The following is a 20,771-nucleotide window of genomic DNA, read 5'->3' as shown; positions in this document are numbered from 1 at the left end:
AAAAAACCCCGTCCGAGGTCAATCGAAAGGGGTTGGTCAAGAGAGAGTCAATATGAACTCTTAGGGGATATATATTCGTGATCCGGGTGGGACTCGAACCCACGACCCACGGCTTAAAAGGCAGTTGCTCTACCAACTGAGCTACCGGATCAGCCACAGACTCCAAAGATAAGGTTTTTGAATAAACTTATTCAATTTAAAATTGAACAAAGAGTATTAGAATTCCTTACTGATCTGAAGTTGAACCGACTGCCAAAATTTCTACTAAATCTTCTTCTAGCCGTTTAGTAGGTTCTTCAATAATCCTTCCTAATTCTTGCTCTGCTCGGTAGATAACAAAAGTTGGGGTAAGCTTCAAGTCCCATTGTATATAGTAATTTTCCGGATCTGTCTTTTTTCTGGTCACCGCTATGTACTCAACTTCAATAAGAGGATTGTCTGCTTCTTCAAGTGTTTTCATGAAAGCAGGTATTTGTTTTTTACTGTCATGGCACCAGGTTCCAAACAGTACATAAATCTTAACTGAGTCCTCAATCTTGCTTAAAAAAGCTACTGACTCCGAGTTTGGAGTGTATCGATCTGTATAAATATCAAAAACTCTGTGTTCCGATCGGATCTCTTCTTCGGTCGTTTTTCCGACTAAATCGGGTTTTTGAGCAAAAAGAGAACCGGACAAAAAGGTGATTCCAATAATCAGGAAATATTTCATAAATGGTTGATAAGCAATTCTTGATTCGAAATAATATCTTCGCTGAATATAACAGAAATTAATGATGTCAAATGCCAAGCATTTTTACCAAAATTATACATGGAGAAATTCCTTGTTATAAAATAGCAGAGGATGATCGATTCTTTTCTTTTTTGGACATCAATCCTATTGCTGAAGGGCACACGTTGGTAATCCCTAAAAAAGAAGTGGACTATCTTTTCGATTTAGATGACGAAACTCTAACGGGATTAAATCTCTTCACAAAGAAAATTGCTCTTGCTATGGATGATGCACTTGGTACTATAAGAACGGGTATAATTGTTGAAGGAATGGAAGTCCCACATGCCCATATTCATCTGATTCCAATTTACTATGAAGGGCAGCCTGTTAGTCTTGGCAGAAAATCTGATGTTAACGAGCAGCGAATGAAGGAACTTGCTCAACTAATCAGCCAAAAAGTTCAATTATGAAAATTCTAGTACTAAATGGACCAAACCTTAATTTGCTTGGTACTCGCAACACCAACGTATATGGTTCAGGGACCCTTGAGGAGTTGAATAGGTTTTTGGAAGATGAGTTTCCTGAACATGACTTCTCCTTTTACCAAAGCAATGTTGAAGGAGAGCTCATAAACAGGCTTCAGGAAGCTATGATTGACGGGACAAGAGGGGTCGTTACAAACCTTGGTGCATATACCCATACTTCAGTAGCGCTACGTGATGCCCTGGAACCAATTACTTTTCCAAAAGTTGAAGTGCATATTTCAAACATTCATGCCAGGGAGGAATTTCGGGAGAAATCCTTAACCGGAGAAGTTATGGATGGAATAATCACAGGCTTTGGAAAACAGAGTTATGTACTTGGTATAAAAGCAATTGAACTTCTATCAACCCAGGATTGAGCAAACTTAAAGAACTTTTTTCTGATACCCTTATCTATGGTATAAGCAGTGTTTTTGCGCGTTTCATCAACTATCTGCTAGTTCCATTTTATACCGGGGTCTTTGCTCCGGAGACTTATGGAGTGGTAGGCTTGGTATATGCAGCCATCGCTTTTTTGAATGTGATTTTTACGATGGGCATGGAGTCTTCTTATCTCAGGTATGCAAAAGACCGTGATAAAGCCAGAGGCTTTTTTCGAACCCTTCAGATATTTTTAGTAGGAGTATCTCTTATAATCGGTTTGCTGGTTTGGGCTTTACAACCAGTTTTCTCTCCGTTCCTTGGCTTGGTAAGTGGTGATTCGATCTACCTTATGATGTTAGGGATACTAATTTTTGATACGCTGGCTATTATCCCATTTGCTGAGTTAAGGCTTTCCCAAAAAGCGCCCCTTTTTGCTGTGTTAAAAACAGGGAATGTAATTATCAATCTAGGATTGAATTTTTACTTAATCCTGGTGCTTGATTATGGAATAGAAGCCGTATTCATTAGCAACCTCATTGCCTCTGCTGTAACTGCTATTGTGATCTGGATTGTGACCATCAAGATGTGGAAGGCAAGCTTCAATAAAGAGCTTCTTACCAAAGCCTTATCCTTTGGACTACCCTTTATTCCTGCCGGGATCGGACATGTAATCAATGAAATGTTGGATCGGTTTTTTCTGAAAGGAATGTCTCAGGATTCCATTATCGAAATATATGGTATGGACTATAGTCCTGAGCATATTGTGGGGGTTTATAATGCATGTTATAAGCTTTCTGTATTTATGCTGTTGTTAGTTCAGATGTATCGAATGGCGTGGCAACCATTCTTTATGAGGCAGTCTGATGATCAAAAAGCTCCGGAGTTATTTGCCCAGGCGTTTAAGTATTTCAATGTATTTGCTGCGGTTCTTTTTTTAGGAGTTTCGTTATTTGTAAATGAGATAGTTGCAATCAAAGTACCAATCCTGGATACCCTTTTGATTGGCCAGGAGTATTGGATGGGGCTTTCGATTGTGCCGTTTCTATTAATAGCCTATTGGTTCCAGGGATGGTATGTAAATTTTTCAGCGGGGATTTTTATAGCTGAGAACACGAAGCAGCTGGCAAAAATTACGTTGATTGGAGCTGGAACTACCGTTGTTGTAAATCTTGTTTTAATCCCGAAGTTTGGAATGATGGGGTCAGCTATAGCCACTCTTACAAGCTATGCGTTGATGGCTCTTCTTATCTATTGGTACTCAACTAAATCATTTAAGGTACCCTACAATTTATGGCAGGGTTTTAGTGTGATAGGCTTAGCGGCCATAGCTCTATATATAAAGCCTTTTTTAACTGAACGATTTTTTTCAGACCTTTCTGTTTCAATACTATTATTTATTACCACATCGATAGCGATCAGCGTAGTAAGCTTTGGAAATCGGTTGCTTCCCCAAAAAAGCAGCTGATTTCGGCTAGTATTAATTAAGCTTATAAATTTTAAGAACGATGAACGGACAGAAAATTGGGATTTATGTAGATGCAGTTAATGTAACTATGAATGGGGGATATGGCCTCAGGTATGATACGCTCCGAAAATTTGCATGCAGGGATGGTGGGGTAGCTTCTCGGTTAAATGTGTATTTGTGCTATGATGAAGAACGGTTAAAGACAGATGCAGAATATAAAGCCAGAAATAAGCGGTTTTGTGAAATGCTTAGAGACTTTGAATATAAAGTCATAGAAAAGCCCGTACAGGTTTACACCAATCATGAAACAGGAGAAAAGGTTTCCAAATCAAACATTGATATGGAAATGGCTGTCGATATGATTGTTCAATCAGAGCACCTCGACAAAATAGTATTACTTACAAGTAATGGAAGCTATGTAAGCGTGGTAAATGCCATCCAGGACAAGGGATGTAAAGTAGAGCATATTGGTTTCGATAATGTATCGGCTGGATTAAAGAAGGCCGTAGATTGCTCTGTATCGGGATATTTGATACCAAAAATGCTACCGCTGGATTCTCCATATCAATGGGGAGAAACAGGGTCAAGGGTGAGGGGAGTGTGTTACGATTTTTCTCATCAAGATGGGTACGGGTTTATGAGGTTTCTTACAAAAATGAGTGACAAACTTTGGGTGACAGATTCAAGGGATTGCGATTCTCCTTATAAGACACTCTTTGCCCATATCTCACAATTTGCAGGAGACCTAGATTCCAGTCAGATACCAAGCAGAGATTTAATTTTCGAGTTTGATGTAGTTGAGAATGACAAAGGGCTGGTAGCTGAGAATATCGAATTAGTGAGCTGACTTTAATACCTGATCAATCACCCAATTTGCTTTACTAGCTGATTGTCCGGTACTTGGCGATTTCCCCTTTCCCATAAGTTCATCTACAATAGTTGTGATGAGGGGTTGCTGAACATGCTCGGGATATGGGAGGTTAAACTCCGTTCGCTTGTTACTGGTTTCCAGTACAATTGGAATTTTACCGTTAAAGCAGGCAAAAGTTAGCTTTCCCTGGTCGCCATAAATGACCACTTCATCCTTATAATGCTCCCAAATTGAAGTGAATGTCCATGAACCTGAACCTACTAAGCCTGACTCGAATTGAAAGCTCGCCGAGATTGAATCCTGTCCCTCATTATTTATATGATGAGTACTAAATGAGCCATTTGCTTCACGTATATCTCCAAGCAAAAAATGGAACAGGTCGAATTGGTGGGATGCCAAATCATGGAAATACCCTCCACCTGAAATTTCCGGGTTTATTCGCCAATTAGTTTCAGGGTCAGTATCCGATTGCTTAGCTGATTTGATAAGCGTAAGAGTTATTAAAGTAGGCGTTCCAATGGCTCTGGAGTCCAATAACTTTTTTACCTTTAAAAAATAGGGTAGGCGCCTCCGGTAATATGCAACAAATAAAGGCACCCCGGCATCTTTACAAACACGGATCATTTCCTCGCATTCTGCAAAAGTTCGGCCCATAGGTTTTTCTACATATACAGGCTTACCGGCTTTTGCTGCCTTTCGGACGTACTCAAGGTGTGAAGAAGGGGGCGTTGCTATATAGATGGCATTCACTTTTGCATTATGAATTAGTTCATCTGCATCGGAATACCAGATGGGAACATGATGCTTTTTAGCATAGTCCGAAGCTTTATCAGCATTCCTTCGCATTACTGCAACCAGATTGGAGTGTTCTACCTTAGAAAAAGCAGGCCCGCTCTTTACTTCACAAACCTTCCCGCAACCAATTATTCCCCAATTAATTTTATCCATATTGGAAAGTAGTTAAAAAAAATCCCCTGCATCAAAATAATGCAGGGGATCATATGCAAGTAGTGAGAACCTTGGTCCTCGTTTGTTTACTTATTCATTAATGCTTTGAATGCATCCAAAGTTCCGCGAACGGCTTTGGCTGATTCATGTAAAAGATCGGTTTCTGAATCGGTTAATTCAACCTCAATTACTTCTTTAATTCCACCTTTTCCTAGTTTAACCGGAACACCGATGTACAAGTCTTCAACTCCGTATTGTCCATCAATGTGTGCACATACTGGGAAAATTCGATTCTGATCAAGGAGAATTGCCTCTACCATCTGGGCAGCAGCAGCACCAGGAGCATACCATGCTGATGTTCCCATCAATCCAACAATTTCTCCTCCACCCTTCTTAGCGCGCTCTACAATTTCATTTAAGCGATCTTCAGAAATGAAGTGTGTGATAGGCATACCTGAAAGCGTAGTAAATCGAGGAAGAGGAACCATAGTATCACCATGACCACCCATTAACAGAGCTTGGATATCTTTTGGAGATACATTCAATTCATCAGCAATAAAGGCACGATAGCGAGCAGTATCCAGGATTCCTGCCATACCCATTACTTTTTCGTAAGGGAGTCCGGACGCATCTTTTGCTACCTGTACCATTACATCCAATGGATTTGAAACAACAATAATGATAGTATCAGGTGAGTGTTTTACAAGCTGCTCGGTAACACTTCGAACGATATTAGCATTGATTTCAAGTAAGTCGTCGCGGCTCATACCAGGACGTCTTGGAACACCGGCGGTAATCACACAAACATCCGATCCAGCAGTGTCCTCATAATTGGTAGTTCCTTTAATACGGGTATCAAAAAGGTGGATTGGAGAAGCTTCCCATTGGTCAAGGGCCCGCCCTTTAGAAGGGTAAAAAGTTTTGTCGCCATCTTTACGCTCAAGATCAACAGCTATTACTTCTTTTGCGAAATCTCTTTGGGCTACGCTAAGTGCTACGGTAGACCCAACATTACCTCCGGCTCCAACTACAGTTACTTTCATGGATTTAGTTTTTTTGTGGATTGTTAGTTTCGATTAATAATGCCCTAAAATTATGAATTTTATGTGATGATGTATATTCATTAAGCCGTTCTCGGCTCTCTTTTTTGATTAATTAACAAAGACTGATTTAAGCGTGTTCTGCTTAGTTTTTTGATCTTCGCGAATCTTGCCCCCACATAAGTTTTTTGCGAAGTGTTTCAAAGTAATTTTGACCGGGCAGCTGGATGAGATTAAAGGACAGCTTCGATTTAATGATCTCTACCTCTAGTGGCAATGACTGGTCCTCACAAATTATTCCATCGTAAGAAAAGAGAATATCACTTTGGTCGGGGTCTACAATTATTTTCAGTGGTCGGTCGGAACGCAGTACAAGGGGGCGTGAAGTAAGAGTGTGTGGATTAATTGGAGTAACTAAAACCACTCCCGATCCTGGGGCTACTATCGGCCCCCCGGAGGACAAATTGTAGGCCGTAGATCCTGTGGATGAAGAGACAATAAGCCCATCTGCCCAGTAGGTGTTAATAAAACTTCCGTCATATTCAGCGCTAATATTAACCATAGAAGAGTTTTTTCTGCTGAACAAAAACTCATTTAGCGCAAAATATTCATTTCCCTGATTATCGGTAGCCTTAAGATAGTGCCTCTTATCGAGAGTATAGTTTCCTACCTTGATATGATTAAGTGCTTCTTCGAGTTCTTCAGCTTGCACATTAGTCATAAAACCCAGCCTACCACTATTAACACCAAGGATTGGCTTGCCTGAAGCTTTTGAGATTCTTGCAGTATAAAGGATGGTCCCATCCCCTCCCATAACCAAAACCACATCGCATTGGTCGATAGATTCATTATCCGAATCAGTGATGGAGAGTGTTTCGGAAGCTTCAACACCGAGTAACTGGCAAACTTCACGGCAGAGAAAAAGATGGGAGTCAGATTCTTTCGACCATTCTATGGTAGAATGAATGACATCCTTAACTTCGTATTTTCCGGGATTAGCAACTACTGCGAGTTTCATAATGGTGAAAAGTAATGAACTTAGCCTTTAGTTCCTTTTAGGCCTTTGATCCCTGTCGCAGCCTTTTCGCTAAGCAGATTAGTTTCATAGCTTCTAATCCTTCCATTTTTAGCCTGGTGCTTTTTGAGGGCAATCTGAATCAGTTCTTCTACTAGCTGAGTAAACGAAAGATCAGATTTTTCCCATAAGTAGAAAGAAAAGGAACCCGGAATTGTATTTATCTCATTGAAATAAACTTCTTCCGTTTCAGCATTCACGAGGAAATCCAATCGGGCTACGCCTCCGGCATCAAAAGTTTTGAAAATCTTTACAGACAGACTTCTAATGGTATTCGTTAATTCTGAAGAGATGTCGGCCGGAATTATCCGATCAGCTGAGGCCATTCCTTTTTCAGCACTCCCTCCGCTCTGATATTTATCTTCGAATGAAAGAGTTTCAGTAATACCCAACGGACGTTCGCACACGCTGGCTCTACAATTCTCTGCAGAACCCAATACCGAACAATTGATTTCCATTAAAGGATGGATGGCTTCTTCAACTAATAAGTGGGAGTCGTAACGAAAAGCTGTTTCGATCGCTTCGACTGCCTCATTTTCATCATCCACTTTTTTAACCCCAATACTACTTCCAAGGGTAGCAGGTTTTACAACGAGTGGATATCCAAGAAGCCCTGCTTCTTTCAAGATAGTCGCCTGATCCGATTCCCAGTCACTCTCAAAAAAATCAAGACTATTTGTAACCGGGATCCCATTTGCCTCACATAATTGTTTAGCCTTGGGCTTATCCATTCCAACTGAAGAGCCAAGTACACCACTACCGGTGTAAGGGATGTTAAACGTCTCACAAATTCCCTGGAAAGCACCATTTTCACCTTCACTTCCATGAAAAGCACATACTACAGCATAAACAGCCCATTCTTTTGATTTCGAAAAAAGCCCGGCTTTGCTTTGTTCTTTTAGCAGAGTTCTCCCAATTTCATCTTTAACAAAAGCACATGAAATGGCATCTTGTTCCAACTGCTTCAGATCTTTAAATGAAGATAAATCCAAAAGCGAATCTCCGGTAAACCAGCGCCCTGATTTAGTGATATATAGAGGGATAAGGGTATATGAGCTATCCTGTAAAGAAGCGATGACCTGGTGCGCTGTTAGCACCGATACCTCATGTTCAGGGGAGGCTCCACCAAAGGCAACAACAAGATTTTTCTGGGACATTAAAGTAGTTAGCTGATTTTAAATTTCTTAAAGATTAGATTAAACCAAATTCCTCAACAATTTTTCACTGTTTTACAGGTTCTGCTATTGGTCGTCTATGTTTAATCAAAAAGGTATACAAATTTTAAAGCTTTTAGTGCTTTTTTTTGTTCCTGTGATATTGGAGCACGACCTTTTTGCGCAAACTAATTCCACTCTTCGTGTTGTAGTAACTGATGAAGGCGGGGATCCATTAACCGGAGCCAATGTATTACTCTACCTTGAAGGAGAAACAGAACTAGAAGAGTATTGCGTCACATCGGTAAATGGCTTCTGTGAATTCAACCGTCTACGCCCCCGTACCTATAAAATGCGTATTTCCTTTCTGGGTTTCAAAACCTTCGAAAAACTGTTAATACTTCGTGAAGATGACATTCGAGTGGAACGCATTGAGCTACTAGTCGATGTTGAGCAGCTTGGTGAAATTGTAGTAGAAGAAGAAAGAGGCTTTACTACAGGCGGGTTAGGTATAACTCGGGTGGAAGCGGAAGACCTTGGTCGTGTACCATCGGTAAGTCTTGATGGTGATTTAATGGCTTATATCCGTACGGTACCGGGTGTAGTAAGTATAGGTGATTCCGGAGGGGATTTATACATTCGGGGCGGGACTCCGGCCCAAAATATAGTGTTGGTTGATGACCTGCCCATTATCAAGCCTTTTCATATTTCAAATTTATTTTCGGCGTTTCCGGAACCCGTAGTTAATAATATTGATGTATTAGCTGGAGGATTTGACGCTCGTTATATGAGCTCAACATCTGCTGTGATTGATGTAAATTTAAAAAGTGGAGACATGAGCAGGTATTCGGGAAGCGGTAGTTTAAGCCCCTACATTTCTTCTATTTTTTTAGAAGGTCCGGTAGAAGAAAAGAAATCTTCCTTTTTAGTAAGCGGAAGGGCTTCGACGGTTAAGTCTTTTTCCGGGTATTTAGGTACAGAAGCAAGAGATATCGAATTCTATGATCTGGTGGGCAGGTACTCCATAAATGGAGATGATTTTATGTGCAATGCTACTGCTTTAATAACTGATGACCAGGGAAGGATTAGCGAGGTAAGTGAAGCGTATTTAAGTTGGACAAATACAGGGATAGGGATGAGATGTTTTGGTTTCGGAGGTGCTTTTGCCCTTCCTTTTGAAGCATCGATAGGCCATACTACTTTTGAAAACAGGGAGGTTAGTAGCGAAGGAACTAATAACCGGTCGAGTGTAAAGCAGACTTTTATGCGTCTTGATTTCCAGGATAACTGGTTAGGTCATAAGTTTGATTTTGGATTGCAAATACTGGTACACACCGTCGAGACGAAGATAGATCAGCGTTTTGCAGTACTGGATATTGTTGGTAGGGAACGACGTTATCCAATGTATCAGCTATATATCAAAAGTGATTTTAATGTATCAGAGAGGGTTAAGGTAATAACCAGCTTAGGATCACAGGCAAATGTACATTTTTCACCCACAGTTGAGCCACGAGTCAGGATTATAACCAAACCCTTTGCTTCACAGAATTCAGAATTAAGCTTTGCTTTTGGTAGGTATTTTCAGGCTATTGATGGTTTTAGCGACCAAAGAGACGCAGGCACTTCGTTCACAATATACAGGGCAAGCGACTCAGTAGGCAGACTGTTTGAATCTATACATCGGATAGCTGGATTGAAGCATAAATTTGGATCACGCTTCACTGTAAATGTGGAGGGCTATTATATGAACCATACAGGTGTTCCTGTGGCAAGGTGGACTCCCGTAGCTCAGGTATTTGTAGAGCCAGTGCGTGCTAACTCGAAAAGCTATGGGTTTAACACCAGTTTAGAATACCAGTTAAAGCCTCTTTTTATATCTGTGAACTATGGCTATTCTGATGTTACCTATGAATCCAGAAGTGAATCTCTTGGTGCTTGGATTGATCAGGAAGTATTCACGTATTCTCCTCCGCATGATCAGACTCACCAGCTCAACACCCTGTTTAGCGCAGAAATTGAAAAATTTAAATTTAACCTCATTTGGGAGCTTGGTACCGGAAAACCTTATACCCAGGTTTTCGGCTTTGATTTAGATGTGAACGTACCCAATGTATCCCCTACCGAAAACCCAGGAGTAGCACGAACTCTTTACAGCGAACCCTTTGGATCAAGACTGCCCTATTATCATCGTTTGGATGTGTCGATACAGCGAAGTTTTGACATTTCGGAAGGCATTACTTTTGAAACGGAACTGGGATGCCTGAATGCCTATGACCGTAACAATGTTTTTTATGTGGATTTAAATACTCTTGAGCGTGTCGATCAGACAGCTATATTGCCATATTTAGCAGCTAAAATCTCTTTTAAATGAAAAAGAAGTTTTTAAATATCGCTTTACTAAGCATTACCTGTTTCATCGTATCGGGTGTTATTAGCTGCGATAATACAGTGGATGCTCTCGACAAAAGAGGAGCAGCATTTTCTGTATTTGGAGTAATAAATATGAGCGATCCGGCGCCTCACTTTTTCAGAGTAGACGATCTTACCAAAACACTATTCGAAGAGGATACACCTGAAATAGATGCCCGTGTGTATCTAAAAAATATAACCGACGATTGGGAAAGGGAGCTTTCAGATAGTGTAGTTATATATGACGGGGTATACACCCATAACTTCTTTAGCTACGATATTGAATACGGCAAACAATATGAAATGAACGTGGAGCGAATCTCTACAGGCGAAAGGATTACGGGAACCTGGAATACACCAAGCAGAGCTAATATGGAAATTATTCTTCCCGAACCTGAGCGCAGAACGTGCTACTCAACCATTGATGTTTCTTTTTACCCGATTTTAACGGCTAATGAAATCGATCTTCGAATTACACTTCCGGAGGGGAAAATAGGATATTACACTTCTGATGAATACACTCTGAGTGGAGATACATTAACACACTCCATCCAATTGATAAATGTGTTAAGATTTGGATATCGACTTTTTTCAGATCCATGTATGGAGTTTGAAATGAGCGCCAGCACTATGGAGTTCGATGTATTTCACTATGGTTCGAACTTTTTTATCGATAAAAATGATTGGCAACAAGAAGGGTATATTTCCATAGGAGAATTTGGGGCGTTTTATACCGACCAGCAGGTAATCCAATATTTCGAATAAATGAATATTAAAAGGAAAGTTCAGATCGCAACTTTTTTCGCTCTTTTATTTGTATGGTGTTCTCCGGGTCAGAATGTATTTGCTCAGTCTGGTTCTGCAATAAGAATTGTGATTACCGATGAAGGTGGAGATCCGCTAACTGGCGCCAATGTATTACTCTATGTTAATGGAGAAACCGAATTAGAGGCATATTGTGTGACCAACGTTGATGGGTTTTGCGAATTTAAGCGATTACGTCCTGGGTCTTATCAGCTTCAGATTTCATTTCTCGGTTTTGAAACCCACGAGCAAATTATAACTCTTGAGCCGTCAGAAATATGGGTCGAGCGTATTGAATTAAACCCTGTTATAGGTGAGTTAGGTGAAGTAATTGTTGAAGAAGAACGAGGGTTTACTACCGGTGGCCTGGGTATTACAAGAGTTGACGCCGAAGATCTGAGTAGGGTTCCCTCTATGAGCCTTGATGGGGACTTGATGGCCTATATTCGTAATGTACCGGGTGTGGTGAGTATAGGAGATACAGGTGGTGATTTATATATCCGGGGTGGAACTCCAGCTCAAAACATAGTATTAGTTGATGACCTGCCCATTATCAAGCCGTTTCATATTTCAAATCTGTTTTCGGCGTTTCCAGAACCTGTGGTAAGTAGTATCGATGTACTCGCCGGAGGCTTTGATACCCGTTATATGAGTTCTACCTCTGCTGTGATTGATGTGAATTTGAAAACCGGGAATATGACACGGTACAGCGGGAGCGGTAGTATAAGCCCATATATTTCTTCATTATTTATTGAAGGACCAATTCACGAGAAAAAGTCCTCTTTTTTTGCAAGCGGAAGAGTATCCACAATCAAGTCATTTTCAGGATATTTAGGCACCCGGGAGCAGGATATGGAGTTTCATGATCTAATGGGTCGTTATTCCGTTCATGGAGATGGTTTTATGTGTAATGCCACAGGGCTGCTCACTAACGACAGAGGCAGGATCAGTGAGTTAACCGACAAATACCTGAGCTGGAGTAATACGGGGTTTGGAATTAGATGCTTTGGATTCGATGAGAGCTTTGTATTGCCTTTCGAAGTTTCCATAGGACATACTGCCTTTGAGAATGAAGAAGTAAGTGATACAGGAACAAATAACAGTTCTATTGTTAGACAAACCTATATGAGGTTAGATTTTCAAGACTATTGGTTTGGGCAGAAATTCGATTTTGGGATACAAATCCTATCAAACACTTTTCAGGCAACAGTAGACGAACGGTTTTTATTTGCAGAACAGACATCTACAAAGCGCCTGCCTATGGCGCAACTGCATATTAAAAGTGAGTATGATATCACAAAAGACATAAGAATAATACCCAGTTTAGGTACTCAGGGTACCTTTGAGTCAAGGTTAACTTTTGAACCGCGCCTCAGGGTAATTACAAAACCATTTGGAAGTTCTGCATCGGAAGTAAGTTTAGCCGTGGGTAAATATCATCAGGTAATCGACGGCTTTAGCGATCAGCGGGACGCAGGTACCGCCTTTACCATTTACCGTTCAAACTCAAATCTGGCGGATCTCTTCAGCTCCATACACCGAATTGTTGGTTGGAAGCAACGACTTGGCTCGAACTTTAAAACAAACGTTGAAGGTTTTTATATGACCTACGAAGGCTTGCCCGTTGCCAAATGGACAACACTTGCCCAGGTTTCAGTAACTCCTGCGCTGGCTGATGCAAAAAGCTATGGAGCTAATGCACGTGTAGAATATGAAACAAGAAGCTTGTATATACAACTTGGATATGCATGGAGTAAAGTAACTTATGAAGCCCGAACCGATGACCTGGGAGCCTGGTTAGATCAACAGGTTTTCAGCTATTCCCCGCCTCATGATCAAAGGCATCAAATAACGTCTATATTTAATGCTACACTGGGAAAGTTAAAGTTCAGTACGGTTTGGAATCTTGGCTCCGGAAAACCCTATACCAAAGTTTTTGGTTTTGATTTAATACCGGATGTGACACTTGGAACAACGGACGAGAACCCAGGTGTTCCACGTACTTTCTACAGTCAGCCTTATAATGATCGGTTGCCGTATTATCATCGCTTAGATGTATCTATTCAACGGAGTTTTACTATTTCTAAGAACATGGTATTCGATACTGAGATTGGGTGTATAAACACATATGACCGAAGCAATGTGTTCTACGTAGATTTAAATGCGCTTGAGCGGGTAGATCAGACTCCGATTCTTCCTTATGCAGCAGCTAAAATTTCCTTCAAATGAAAAAGACAATAGTACAAATACGTCCTTATTTGTTGATCGTCCTTGGTTTTTTCATTGTACAAGGGTGCGAAAATTCGATCGACTTTCAGGAGGAAAGAGAAGAAGGAATCTATTCCATATATGGACTCTTATTAGTTTCTGATATTAATAGCTTTATAAGAGTACACGATAACCGTGTTCCTATAGACGCAGTAACTGAAGATAACCTGAATGTTAATGTAACTCTTAGAAATACAAATACCGGAGAGACGGAGTTACTAGAGCGTCAGATTATCACTTTTGAAGGTGCTGTTACGCATAACTTTATGACCAATGATCCACTTGATTTTGGAACGGAATACGTGATAACACTTGAAGATGAGACAGGTTACAGGGATTCTGTTAGAGCAATAACCCCAAAGGAAACAAGCTACTTTCTCAATGAAAGAGATTTTACTGATTGTGCAAATACAAGAATAACTATCGATATATTTTCACCTAATATAGCCTTAGGAGAATTCCTTCAGTACTTCATAGAGTTTGAGTGGAATAGTAGGTTGTATAGAGCAAGAGGTACAGTCTTTGAAAGCGATACAGTGGATCCTGAATTTGATAACGATGGTCAGGTAGTGACGCTAGCTTTTAATCTTGAGGGTTTACTTAGAGAGGGTTTAGGAACAGATGAGTTTAGTTGTTTTAATGTCCCGGTCACTGATTATCGATTTGAGTATACCCATTATGGCATAGAGCTAGAGGAAGGTATACAGTTAGTAAATGAAGATGGTAGTATAGAATTACCCTTTTTTGGGAAAAAAGTATTGGGAGCCTATACCGGTGGGTTTGAGTTTTCGGTTTCAGATACATTATTTGATTATGATTATTGGTTCCCGGAATAAAAATAGATAGGCACTGATTTTTTCAGAACAGAAGAAAGTTTCTCAAATGAAAGTAAAAGCAACACGAATACATCCAGTTTTTTTAATAGCTGTTTCACTCTGCTTTGTACTTAGTTGCGACAATACGGTAGATTTTCAGGAGGAAAGAGAGACGGATTATTATTCCATTTATGGCTTATTATCGATTACAGATCCAAATAGCTTTATTAGGGTACATGATAACCGTATTCCTATAGACGCAGTAACAGAAGATAATCTGAATGTTAATGTAACTCTTAGAAATACAAATACCGGAGAGACTGAGTTATTAGAGCGTCAGATTACCACTTTTGAAGGTGCTGTTACTCATAATTTCATGACCAGTGATTCAATTAAATTTGATACGGAGTACGTGATTGCACTAAAGGATGAAACAGGTTATAGAGATTCAGTAAGGGTTTTAACTCCAAGGAAAACATATACGTATTTTTTCGAATATGACCTTACTGATTGTACAAATATATTGCTGCATATCACTGTTGGTCCAGTAGCAAAAAGCAGAGGAGAATACCTGGATTATTTTGTAGAATTTGATTGGAAAGGAAGAACATTTCAAGCAAGGGATGTGGTATTTCCTGAGGCAGAAGCGACAGATCCGGATAGACAAGAGTACCAGATAATAGATATTTATTATAATATTCAGAGTTTGCTTAGAGAAGGCTTAGGTACGGATGAGTTTAGCTGTTTTGATGTACCAGTTATTGATTATCGGTTTGAGTATACCCATTATGGCCGGGAACCGGAGGAAGGCATACAGTTAGTGAATGAAGATGGTAGTATAGAATTACCCTTTTTTGGGAAAAGAGTATTGGGAGCCTATACCGGTGGGTTTGAGTTTTCGGTTTCAGATACGGCATTTGATTACGATTATTGGTTCCCACCGCAAAAGAAATAGAACAGGATAGGAGATACGTGAATAAGGTTATCACCCGGTTAAATGAACTGGATTTTTCATTGACAGATTTAGAACCAATGCCAGCTCCAGGAAAGGTATTAGTAGTAAATCCTTCAGAATTTGAAGTGAAATATGTGATCAATCCTCATATGGAGGGTCATATTGGAGATATAGATAAAGATGCAGCTTTAAGAGAATGGACGGCATTGAGAAATGGATACAAAGAGCTCGGACTTTATGTACACGAAATAGATGGAGCAACAGGTTATCCTGACATGGTTTTCTGTGCAAACCAAAGTCTGCCGAATATCACTAAGGATGGGAAAAAGGAAGTGGTGATGAGCGTGATGCATGCTCCTCAACGAAAAGGAGAAGTGCCACATATCCAGGAAGTGTATGAAGAGAGCAGCTACGAAATCGTATATCTGGATGAAGAAAAATTCACTGACTTTGAAGGAATGGGAGATGCCATCTGGCATTTTAAAAAGCGACTAATTTGGGGAGGTTATGGATATCGTTCCACCAAAGATGTATATGCTCATATTTCAGAAACCTTTAAAACTCCCGTAGTTGCTCTCGAATTGGTAGATGAAAAGTTCTATCACCTCGATACCTGCTTATGTGTACTAAACGAAGAAACGGTACTTATTTATCCGAGAGCATTCAGTGAAGAAGGCTTAGAACTGATTCGAACGTTGGTTCCAAACGTGATTGAAGCCAATACCTATGAAGCAGAAGAGCTCTTCGCCTGTAACGCTACTTGTCCCGATGGAAAAAATGTGTTTATACAATCGGGATGTAAGGAAGCTAACCAGGCAATGGAGGAAGCTGGCTTTGTTGTTCATGAATATGATACGAATGAGTACCTGAAAAGCGGTGGTAGCGTATTTTGTATGAAGATGATGCTCTGGTAAAAAGAGATAAGAAATATTTAGGAACCCTGGTCCTGCTTTTTAGTCATTCCCGCGAAGGCGGGAATCTAGATTTAGCTTTTAAATGTTGAATTAGATTTGGATTCCGGCTTTCGGTATGGAATGACCTAATTCAACATTTAAAAGATGAATCTTATCTCTCCATAAAATAGCTTTTGATTACATGGTTAAGATTTCTCACTTTCATCGGAAATGACTAAATCATCATTCATGAAGCTCTTTAAACCCGTACTCTCCTTAATTATCCTTGCAGCTCTCATTGTTTCCCTTAATACCAAATTTGGTACAATTCCCCCGTTAGGAAAGTTTTTTGATCCAAACGCTGGTTTTTGGGCAAATGCTGAAACAAGCGAACCCACTACAGCTTCACTGGAATTGCCAGGTATAAAAGAGAATGTGTCGGTTTTTTTTGATAAACGAAGAGTACCCCACATTTTTGCAAGTAACGAGCATGACCTCTATTACGCCCAGGGTTATATCACTGCGCGAGACCGCTTATTCCAGATGGAAGTACAAACCTATGATGCAGCAGGTCGGTTGTCAGAACACCTGGGAGCACGTACATTAAGCAGGGACAGAAGTACCAGAAGGTTGGGGATGCCTTATGGAGCGGAAAAAGCAGCTGAGTTTATAAAAGAAAACGATCCGGATATCTATGCTCATTTAGAAGCATATGCTGCTGGAGTAAATGCCTATATCTCTTCACTATCTCCCGATGAATACCCGGTTGAATATAAGATCCTTGATTTTACGCCCGAAGAATGGGCGCCTATTAAAACGGCGTATCTTCTTAAAAATATGACCAGGACCTTAGCTGGTAATAGTAATGATGATCGAACCAGTAATACCATTGCTTATTTCGGACAGGATTTCGTGGATAAGTTTTTCACCATCAAACCTGAGCTGAATGATCCCATCATTCCGGAAACAAGAGTTTGGGATTTTGAATCTATTCCGGTGCAGGCTCCGGATACGCTATTCAAGCCTGCTTCTGCTGTTGAACTTGAATCTTTTGAACGACCAGAAGGCATTGGGAGCAATAACTGGGCAGTTAATGGAGATAAAACGGTATCCGGTTTTCCTATTCTTTCCAACGATCCTCATTTAGGATTGACGCTGCCATCTATTTGGTACGAAGTACAGCTTCATGCGCCCGGACTAAATGTCTATGGAGTCTCATTGCAAGGTTCTCCAGGGGTAATCATTGGATTTAATGAGGATGCAGCATGGGGTACTACTAATACAGGATCAGATGTGATGGACTGGTATGAAATAGAGTTCAAGGATGATGCTATGAATGAATACTGGCATGATGGAGAGTGGAAAGCTACCACAAAACGTATCGAGGAAATCAAAGTAAGAGGTCAGGAAACAGTTATTGATACCATCGTTTATACCCATCACGGCCCGGTAACTAAAGTGGAGTCGGATATTGATGAAGAACGAGCTCCTGCTTACCACGCACTGAGATGGATTGCTCATGAGCCATCTAATGATTTAAATACCTTTTTCGGTTTTAATAAAATGAAAACCTTCGAGGATTTTAAGGAAGCAGTGAGTCATTACGTTGCACCTGCACAGAATTTCATCTTTGCAAATAGTGAGGGTGATATAGCAACCTGGATTAGCGGAAAATTCCCGAATAAGTGGAAGTTCCAGGGCAGAACAGTAAGTGACGGCTCTGATCCACTCTATGATTGGCAAGGCTGGATTCCTACAGAGCATAACCCACATATTTTAAATCCCGAGCGAGATTTTGTGAGTTCGGCCAACCAGGAATCAGCAGCCCTTGATTACCCTTATTACCTGGAAGATGAATATGCTCCATTTGAACGCGGAAGGCGAATTAACGACCTACTTGCAGAGATGGATAACATAACTAAAGATGATTTTCAAAAGATGCACATGGATGATTACAGCTACCATGCGGCAACTATACTTCCTGAAATGCTTGAATGGTTGGATGAAAAGGTACTAAATGAAGAAGAACTAGAAGTACTTGAAGAACTCAAAAATTGGGATTTACATAACGACTCAGAAAGCCTCGCTCCTGGAATTTTCCGACAATTCTGGAGTAACATGTACAGAGCTATTTTTAATGATGAGTATGGTTCTACAAAAGCGCCTCTGAGATGGCCGTCCAGAGATCGGGTAAATGAAGTACTAAAGAATGAGCCTGAGTTCGTATTTATTGACAACGTAAATACTGAGGAAGTAGAAACAATGGAGGGAATTGTAACCTCCGCTTTCAGGAAAACAATAGAAGAGCTTACAGAATGGCACGGTAAATTCGGTGACGGCTGGAAATGGGGCATACTCATTAATAATGATTTCGATCACATAGCATTCATTCCCGGATTCGGAAAAGAAAATGTGTATTCCAGTGGAAATGGGGAATCCATCAATGCTACCCGGGCTAGTTGGGGGCCATCCTGGAGAATGGTGGTTGAACTAGGCCCTGAAGTAAAAGGCTGGGGGGTATATCCGGGAGGGGCTTCCGGAAATCCCGGTTCTCAAAATTACGATTCCACTTTAGAAACCTGGCGAACAGGTGAGCTTTATGAACTCAATTTTTATAAAGAACCACCAAGTGGATACCTCTACTCAATAACAATCAACCCAAACAACTAATTTTAGATTTTGAATCATGAACTACCCGATTAGGCATTCATAATTCAAAATCCATAATTCCCCAATCATGCTACTAGCACTTTTAATAATCATACTGGCTTTTATTCTTAACCTCTTCCTTCCGTGGTGGAGTATTGCTATTCCGGGAATTTTGTTTGGATACATCTTCAAGAAAAAAGCATTGGCTTCTTTTGGCTGGGGGTTTTTGGCTTTATTTATTTTATGGTCAGGACAGGCGCTCTTCATCCACTTTATGAATGATGGAATTCTTTCTACTAGAATTGCGAATATGTTAGGTGTGGGCTCTCCTTACCTGGTAATTTTAATTACCGGAGTATTAGGAGGATTGGTAAGCGGATTTGCTACTCTGACAGGAACACTATTTTACATGAAGAAAAGCGAATGAGGCTCACGTTTTTTACACTAATCCTATTTCTTACTGGGTGTGCTATGCATTCACCAATGAGTGAAATGGTTATGTTTGCTGAAAAAAAAGTTCAGGCATCGATACAAGATTCAAGTACAGTGAACTATAATTCACTGTTCGCCTTTTCAGGGGGGTTAGACAAAAGTTTTTATGAGTTTTCAACTGTTGAGAGAATTGCAGAATCCAGATATCAAACCTCTGACGGTGTTTCGGTTGCAAATTCTTTGTTGGCAACTGCTAATCTATCTGTTCTGGGAAGTGAATATTTCGCTATTAATATTGCAGTATCGGGAGGTATGGGGGTTGATGCAACATTTAAAGCGATGGAAGATATTTATTTAACGGTGGGGTATACACTATATGGAGGGCAGCAGGCTATCATTCAGAAGAGATTACGCTACACAGGTAGAAGTGGACTTGCCTTTGGAATCTTTTATGATCGCGTTTTTTTAGGGTTGGAAGAGAGCTTTGATTGTGGATTTTGTGGTTTCGGCCCTGAGGATGAAGCTTACTTGCATGTTGTAGGTATTCGAGGATTAATCCTTGACCATAACGGGCAGAAGAATAGAAGCTTTTTAAAAGTGTATGGGAAAACTGGATATATGATTGATTATAATATCCCATATGTAACGGTAGGTGCCTCAATTGGCATTTTTTGATTAAAAAAGAGAAAAAATGAAGCTTATACACTTCACAATCCTCATAATTTTTACCAGCTGTGCAGCACATGCACCAATGAGCGAGCTTGTAATGTTCGAGAAAAATATTGAATCAGACTCTTTAGATACAAATAGAAGAACTAAAGGGGTCTCTGTGATGTATTTTGAGCCAGGAATTTCTGGGAATGACTTCGAAGAATTCCGACCAGGGGATTACGCTTCTTATACCGATGGCGAAGTCCCAAGCATTACATTACAATCTTATAGCTCAACTGGCTATGGTAAAGCAAGATCGTTCTCCATTGGAAGGGGTCTTGGTGTAGATTGGACAAATAAATTGTATTCAGATTATTACGGAACATTAGCATTATCATTCCCACACTCAGCTAAACTTACAGTCCAACGGCCAATAATAAATCGTTCAGGGCTCGCAATCTCGACAGGATTATTTTCGGGAATTGATTCAAGGAGATACTATAGTCTTTCTGATGAAGAGAATGATGGTTTTGTTTGGTTTCCTGATCAATCAGTATTTCTATTCAACTCAGGAATTAAGACTCGTATTTTAATTCGTAACCCTCAAAAATCTAGTATTGGTTTAACAGGTGCGCTGGAAACCGGGTATATTTGGGCCGCAGGACATCCATTTATTGGAGTTAATTTTTCAGTGATTACATTTTATTAATTGTTTTCTGAAAGGAGAG

19 protein-coding genes and 1 tRNA gene are annotated in these 20,771 nt (G+C 40.2%); 14 read left to right on the top strand and 6 right to left on the bottom strand.

Going from position 1 to position 20,771, the window contains the following annotated elements; translation table 11 throughout:
* Positions 1–75: 75 nt before the first annotated feature.
* Together ED557_08900 and ED557_08895 are read right to left on the bottom strand one after the other, a co-directional pair.
* Positions 76–151: transfer RNA gene (locus ED557_08900), tRNA-Lys, on the bottom strand.
* Between the two features lie 75 nt (positions 152–226).
* The gene (locus ED557_08895) at positions 227–709 is read right to left on the bottom strand and encodes a hypothetical protein (GenBank protein RNC83878.1); all 483 of its coding nucleotides are present in this window, start codon (positions 707–709) and stop codon (positions 227–229) included.
* Between the two features lie 71 nt (positions 710–780).
* Here ED557_08895 and ED557_08890 point away from each other — a divergent pair, with 71 nt between their 5' ends.
* From ED557_08890 to ED557_08875, 4 genes are read left to right on the top strand one after another with little or no spacing between them, the layout of a single operon-like run.
* The gene (locus tag ED557_08890) at positions 781–1,179 is read left to right on the top strand and encodes an HIT family protein (protein ID RNC83877.1); all 399 of its coding nucleotides are present in this window, start codon (positions 781–783) and stop codon (positions 1,177–1,179) included.
* A complete protein-coding gene (locus ED557_08885; protein RNC83876.1) occupies positions 1,176–1,610 on the top strand; it encodes a 3-dehydroquinate dehydratase in 435 nt (144 codons plus the stop codon). The genes ED557_08890 and ED557_08885 overlap by 4 nt, the downstream gene beginning before the upstream one ends.
* Entirely contained in the window at positions 1,607–3,079 is a 1,473-nt protein-coding gene (locus ED557_08880) for a hypothetical protein (protein ID RNC83875.1), read from the top strand. Before ED557_08885 ends, ED557_08880 begins: the two co-directional genes overlap by 4 nt.
* Before the next feature lie 40 nt (positions 3,080–3,119).
* Positions 3,120–3,926, top strand: coding sequence for an NYN domain-containing protein (locus tag ED557_08875; GenBank protein RNC83874.1), 807 nt, complete (start codon positions 3,120–3,122; stop codon positions 3,924–3,926).
* Here the strand turns inward: ED557_08875 and ED557_08870 are convergent.
* The 4 genes from ED557_08870 to ED557_08855 form a co-directional block, all read right to left on the bottom strand.
* Positions 3,915–4,898 (bottom strand): gfo/Idh/MocA family oxidoreductase, encoded by a 984-nt coding sequence (locus ED557_08870; protein RNC83873.1) that lies wholly within the window; start codon positions 4,896–4,898, stop codon positions 3,915–3,917. The two genes, ED557_08875 and ED557_08870, sit on opposite strands and share 12 nt — an antisense overlap.
* A gap of 86 nt (positions 4,899–4,984) precedes the next feature.
* Complete coding sequence (mdh, locus tag ED557_08865) at positions 4,985–5,941, bottom strand: malate dehydrogenase (GenBank protein RNC83872.1); 957 nt, start codon at positions 5,939–5,941, stop codon at positions 4,985–4,987.
* 142 nt (positions 5,942–6,083) lie between these two features.
* The gene (locus ED557_08860) at positions 6,084–6,956 is read right to left on the bottom strand and encodes a hypothetical protein (protein RNC83871.1); all 873 of its coding nucleotides are present in this window, start codon (positions 6,954–6,956) and stop codon (positions 6,084–6,086) included.
* A 20-nt stretch (positions 6,957–6,976) separates the two neighbouring features.
* Positions 6,977–8,170, bottom strand: coding sequence for a D-alanine--D-alanine ligase (locus ED557_08855; protein ID RNC83870.1), 1,194 nt, complete (start codon positions 8,168–8,170; stop codon positions 6,977–6,979).
* A 97-nt stretch (positions 8,171–8,267) separates the two neighbouring features.
* On the opposite strand from ED557_08855, the gene ED557_08850 reads away from it, so the two are divergent.
* The 10 genes from ED557_08850 (at position 8,268) to ED557_08805 (ending at position 20,752) form a co-directional block, all read left to right on the top strand.
* Positions 8,268–10,538 carry a TonB-dependent receptor gene (locus tag ED557_08850; protein RNC83869.1) on the top strand — a complete coding sequence of 757 codons (2,271 nt, stop codon included), beginning with the start codon at positions 8,268–8,270 and terminating at the stop codon, positions 10,536–10,538.
* Entirely contained in the window at positions 10,535–11,341 is an 807-nt protein-coding gene (locus ED557_08845; protein RNC83868.1) for a hypothetical protein, read from the top strand. Before ED557_08850 ends, ED557_08845 begins: the two co-directional genes overlap by 4 nt.
* Positions 11,342–13,609 carry a hypothetical protein gene (locus ED557_08840; GenBank protein RNC83867.1) on the top strand — a complete coding sequence of 756 codons (2,268 nt, stop codon included), beginning with the start codon at positions 11,342–11,344 and terminating at the stop codon, positions 13,607–13,609.
* 29 nt (positions 13,610–13,638) lie between these two features.
* On the top strand, positions 13,639–14,484 hold the full coding sequence (locus ED557_08835; GenBank protein RNC83866.1) for a hypothetical protein: 846 nt from the start codon (positions 13,639–13,641) through the stop codon (positions 14,482–14,484).
* Between the two features lie 46 nt (positions 14,485–14,530).
* The gene (locus ED557_08830; GenBank protein RNC83865.1) at positions 14,531–15,418 is read left to right on the top strand and encodes a hypothetical protein; all 888 of its coding nucleotides are present in this window, start codon (positions 14,531–14,533) and stop codon (positions 15,416–15,418) included.
* Positions 15,419–15,435: 17 nt separating this feature from the next.
* Positions 15,436–16,332, top strand: a complete 897-nt coding sequence (locus ED557_08825) for a hypothetical protein (protein RNC83864.1) — start codon at positions 15,436–15,438, stop codon at positions 16,330–16,332.
* A 228-nt stretch (positions 16,333–16,560) separates the two neighbouring features.
* Positions 16,561–18,981, top strand: coding sequence for a penicillin acylase family protein (locus tag ED557_08820; GenBank protein RNC83863.1), 2,421 nt, complete (start codon positions 16,561–16,563; stop codon positions 18,979–18,981).
* A gap of 67 nt (positions 18,982–19,048) precedes the next feature.
* Positions 19,049–19,387, top strand: coding sequence for a hypothetical protein (locus tag ED557_08815; protein RNC83862.1), 339 nt, complete (start codon positions 19,049–19,051; stop codon positions 19,385–19,387).
* Positions 19,384–20,067, top strand: coding sequence for a hypothetical protein (locus tag ED557_08810; protein RNC83861.1), 684 nt, complete (start codon positions 19,384–19,386; stop codon positions 20,065–20,067). Before ED557_08815 ends, ED557_08810 begins: the two co-directional genes overlap by 4 nt.
* 16 nt (positions 20,068–20,083) lie before the next feature.
* Positions 20,084–20,752 carry a hypothetical protein gene (locus tag ED557_08805; GenBank protein ID RNC83860.1) on the top strand — a complete coding sequence of 223 codons (669 nt, stop codon included), beginning with the start codon at positions 20,084–20,086 and terminating at the stop codon, positions 20,750–20,752.
* The last annotated feature ends 19 nt before the right edge of the window (positions 20,753–20,771 follow it).

It is taken from the genome of Balneola sp., from assembly GCA_003712055.1.
GTDB lineage: Bacteria > Bacteroidota > Rhodothermia > Balneolales > Balneolaceae > RHLJ01.
This window is presented reverse-complemented; position numbering and strand designations above follow the sequence as displayed.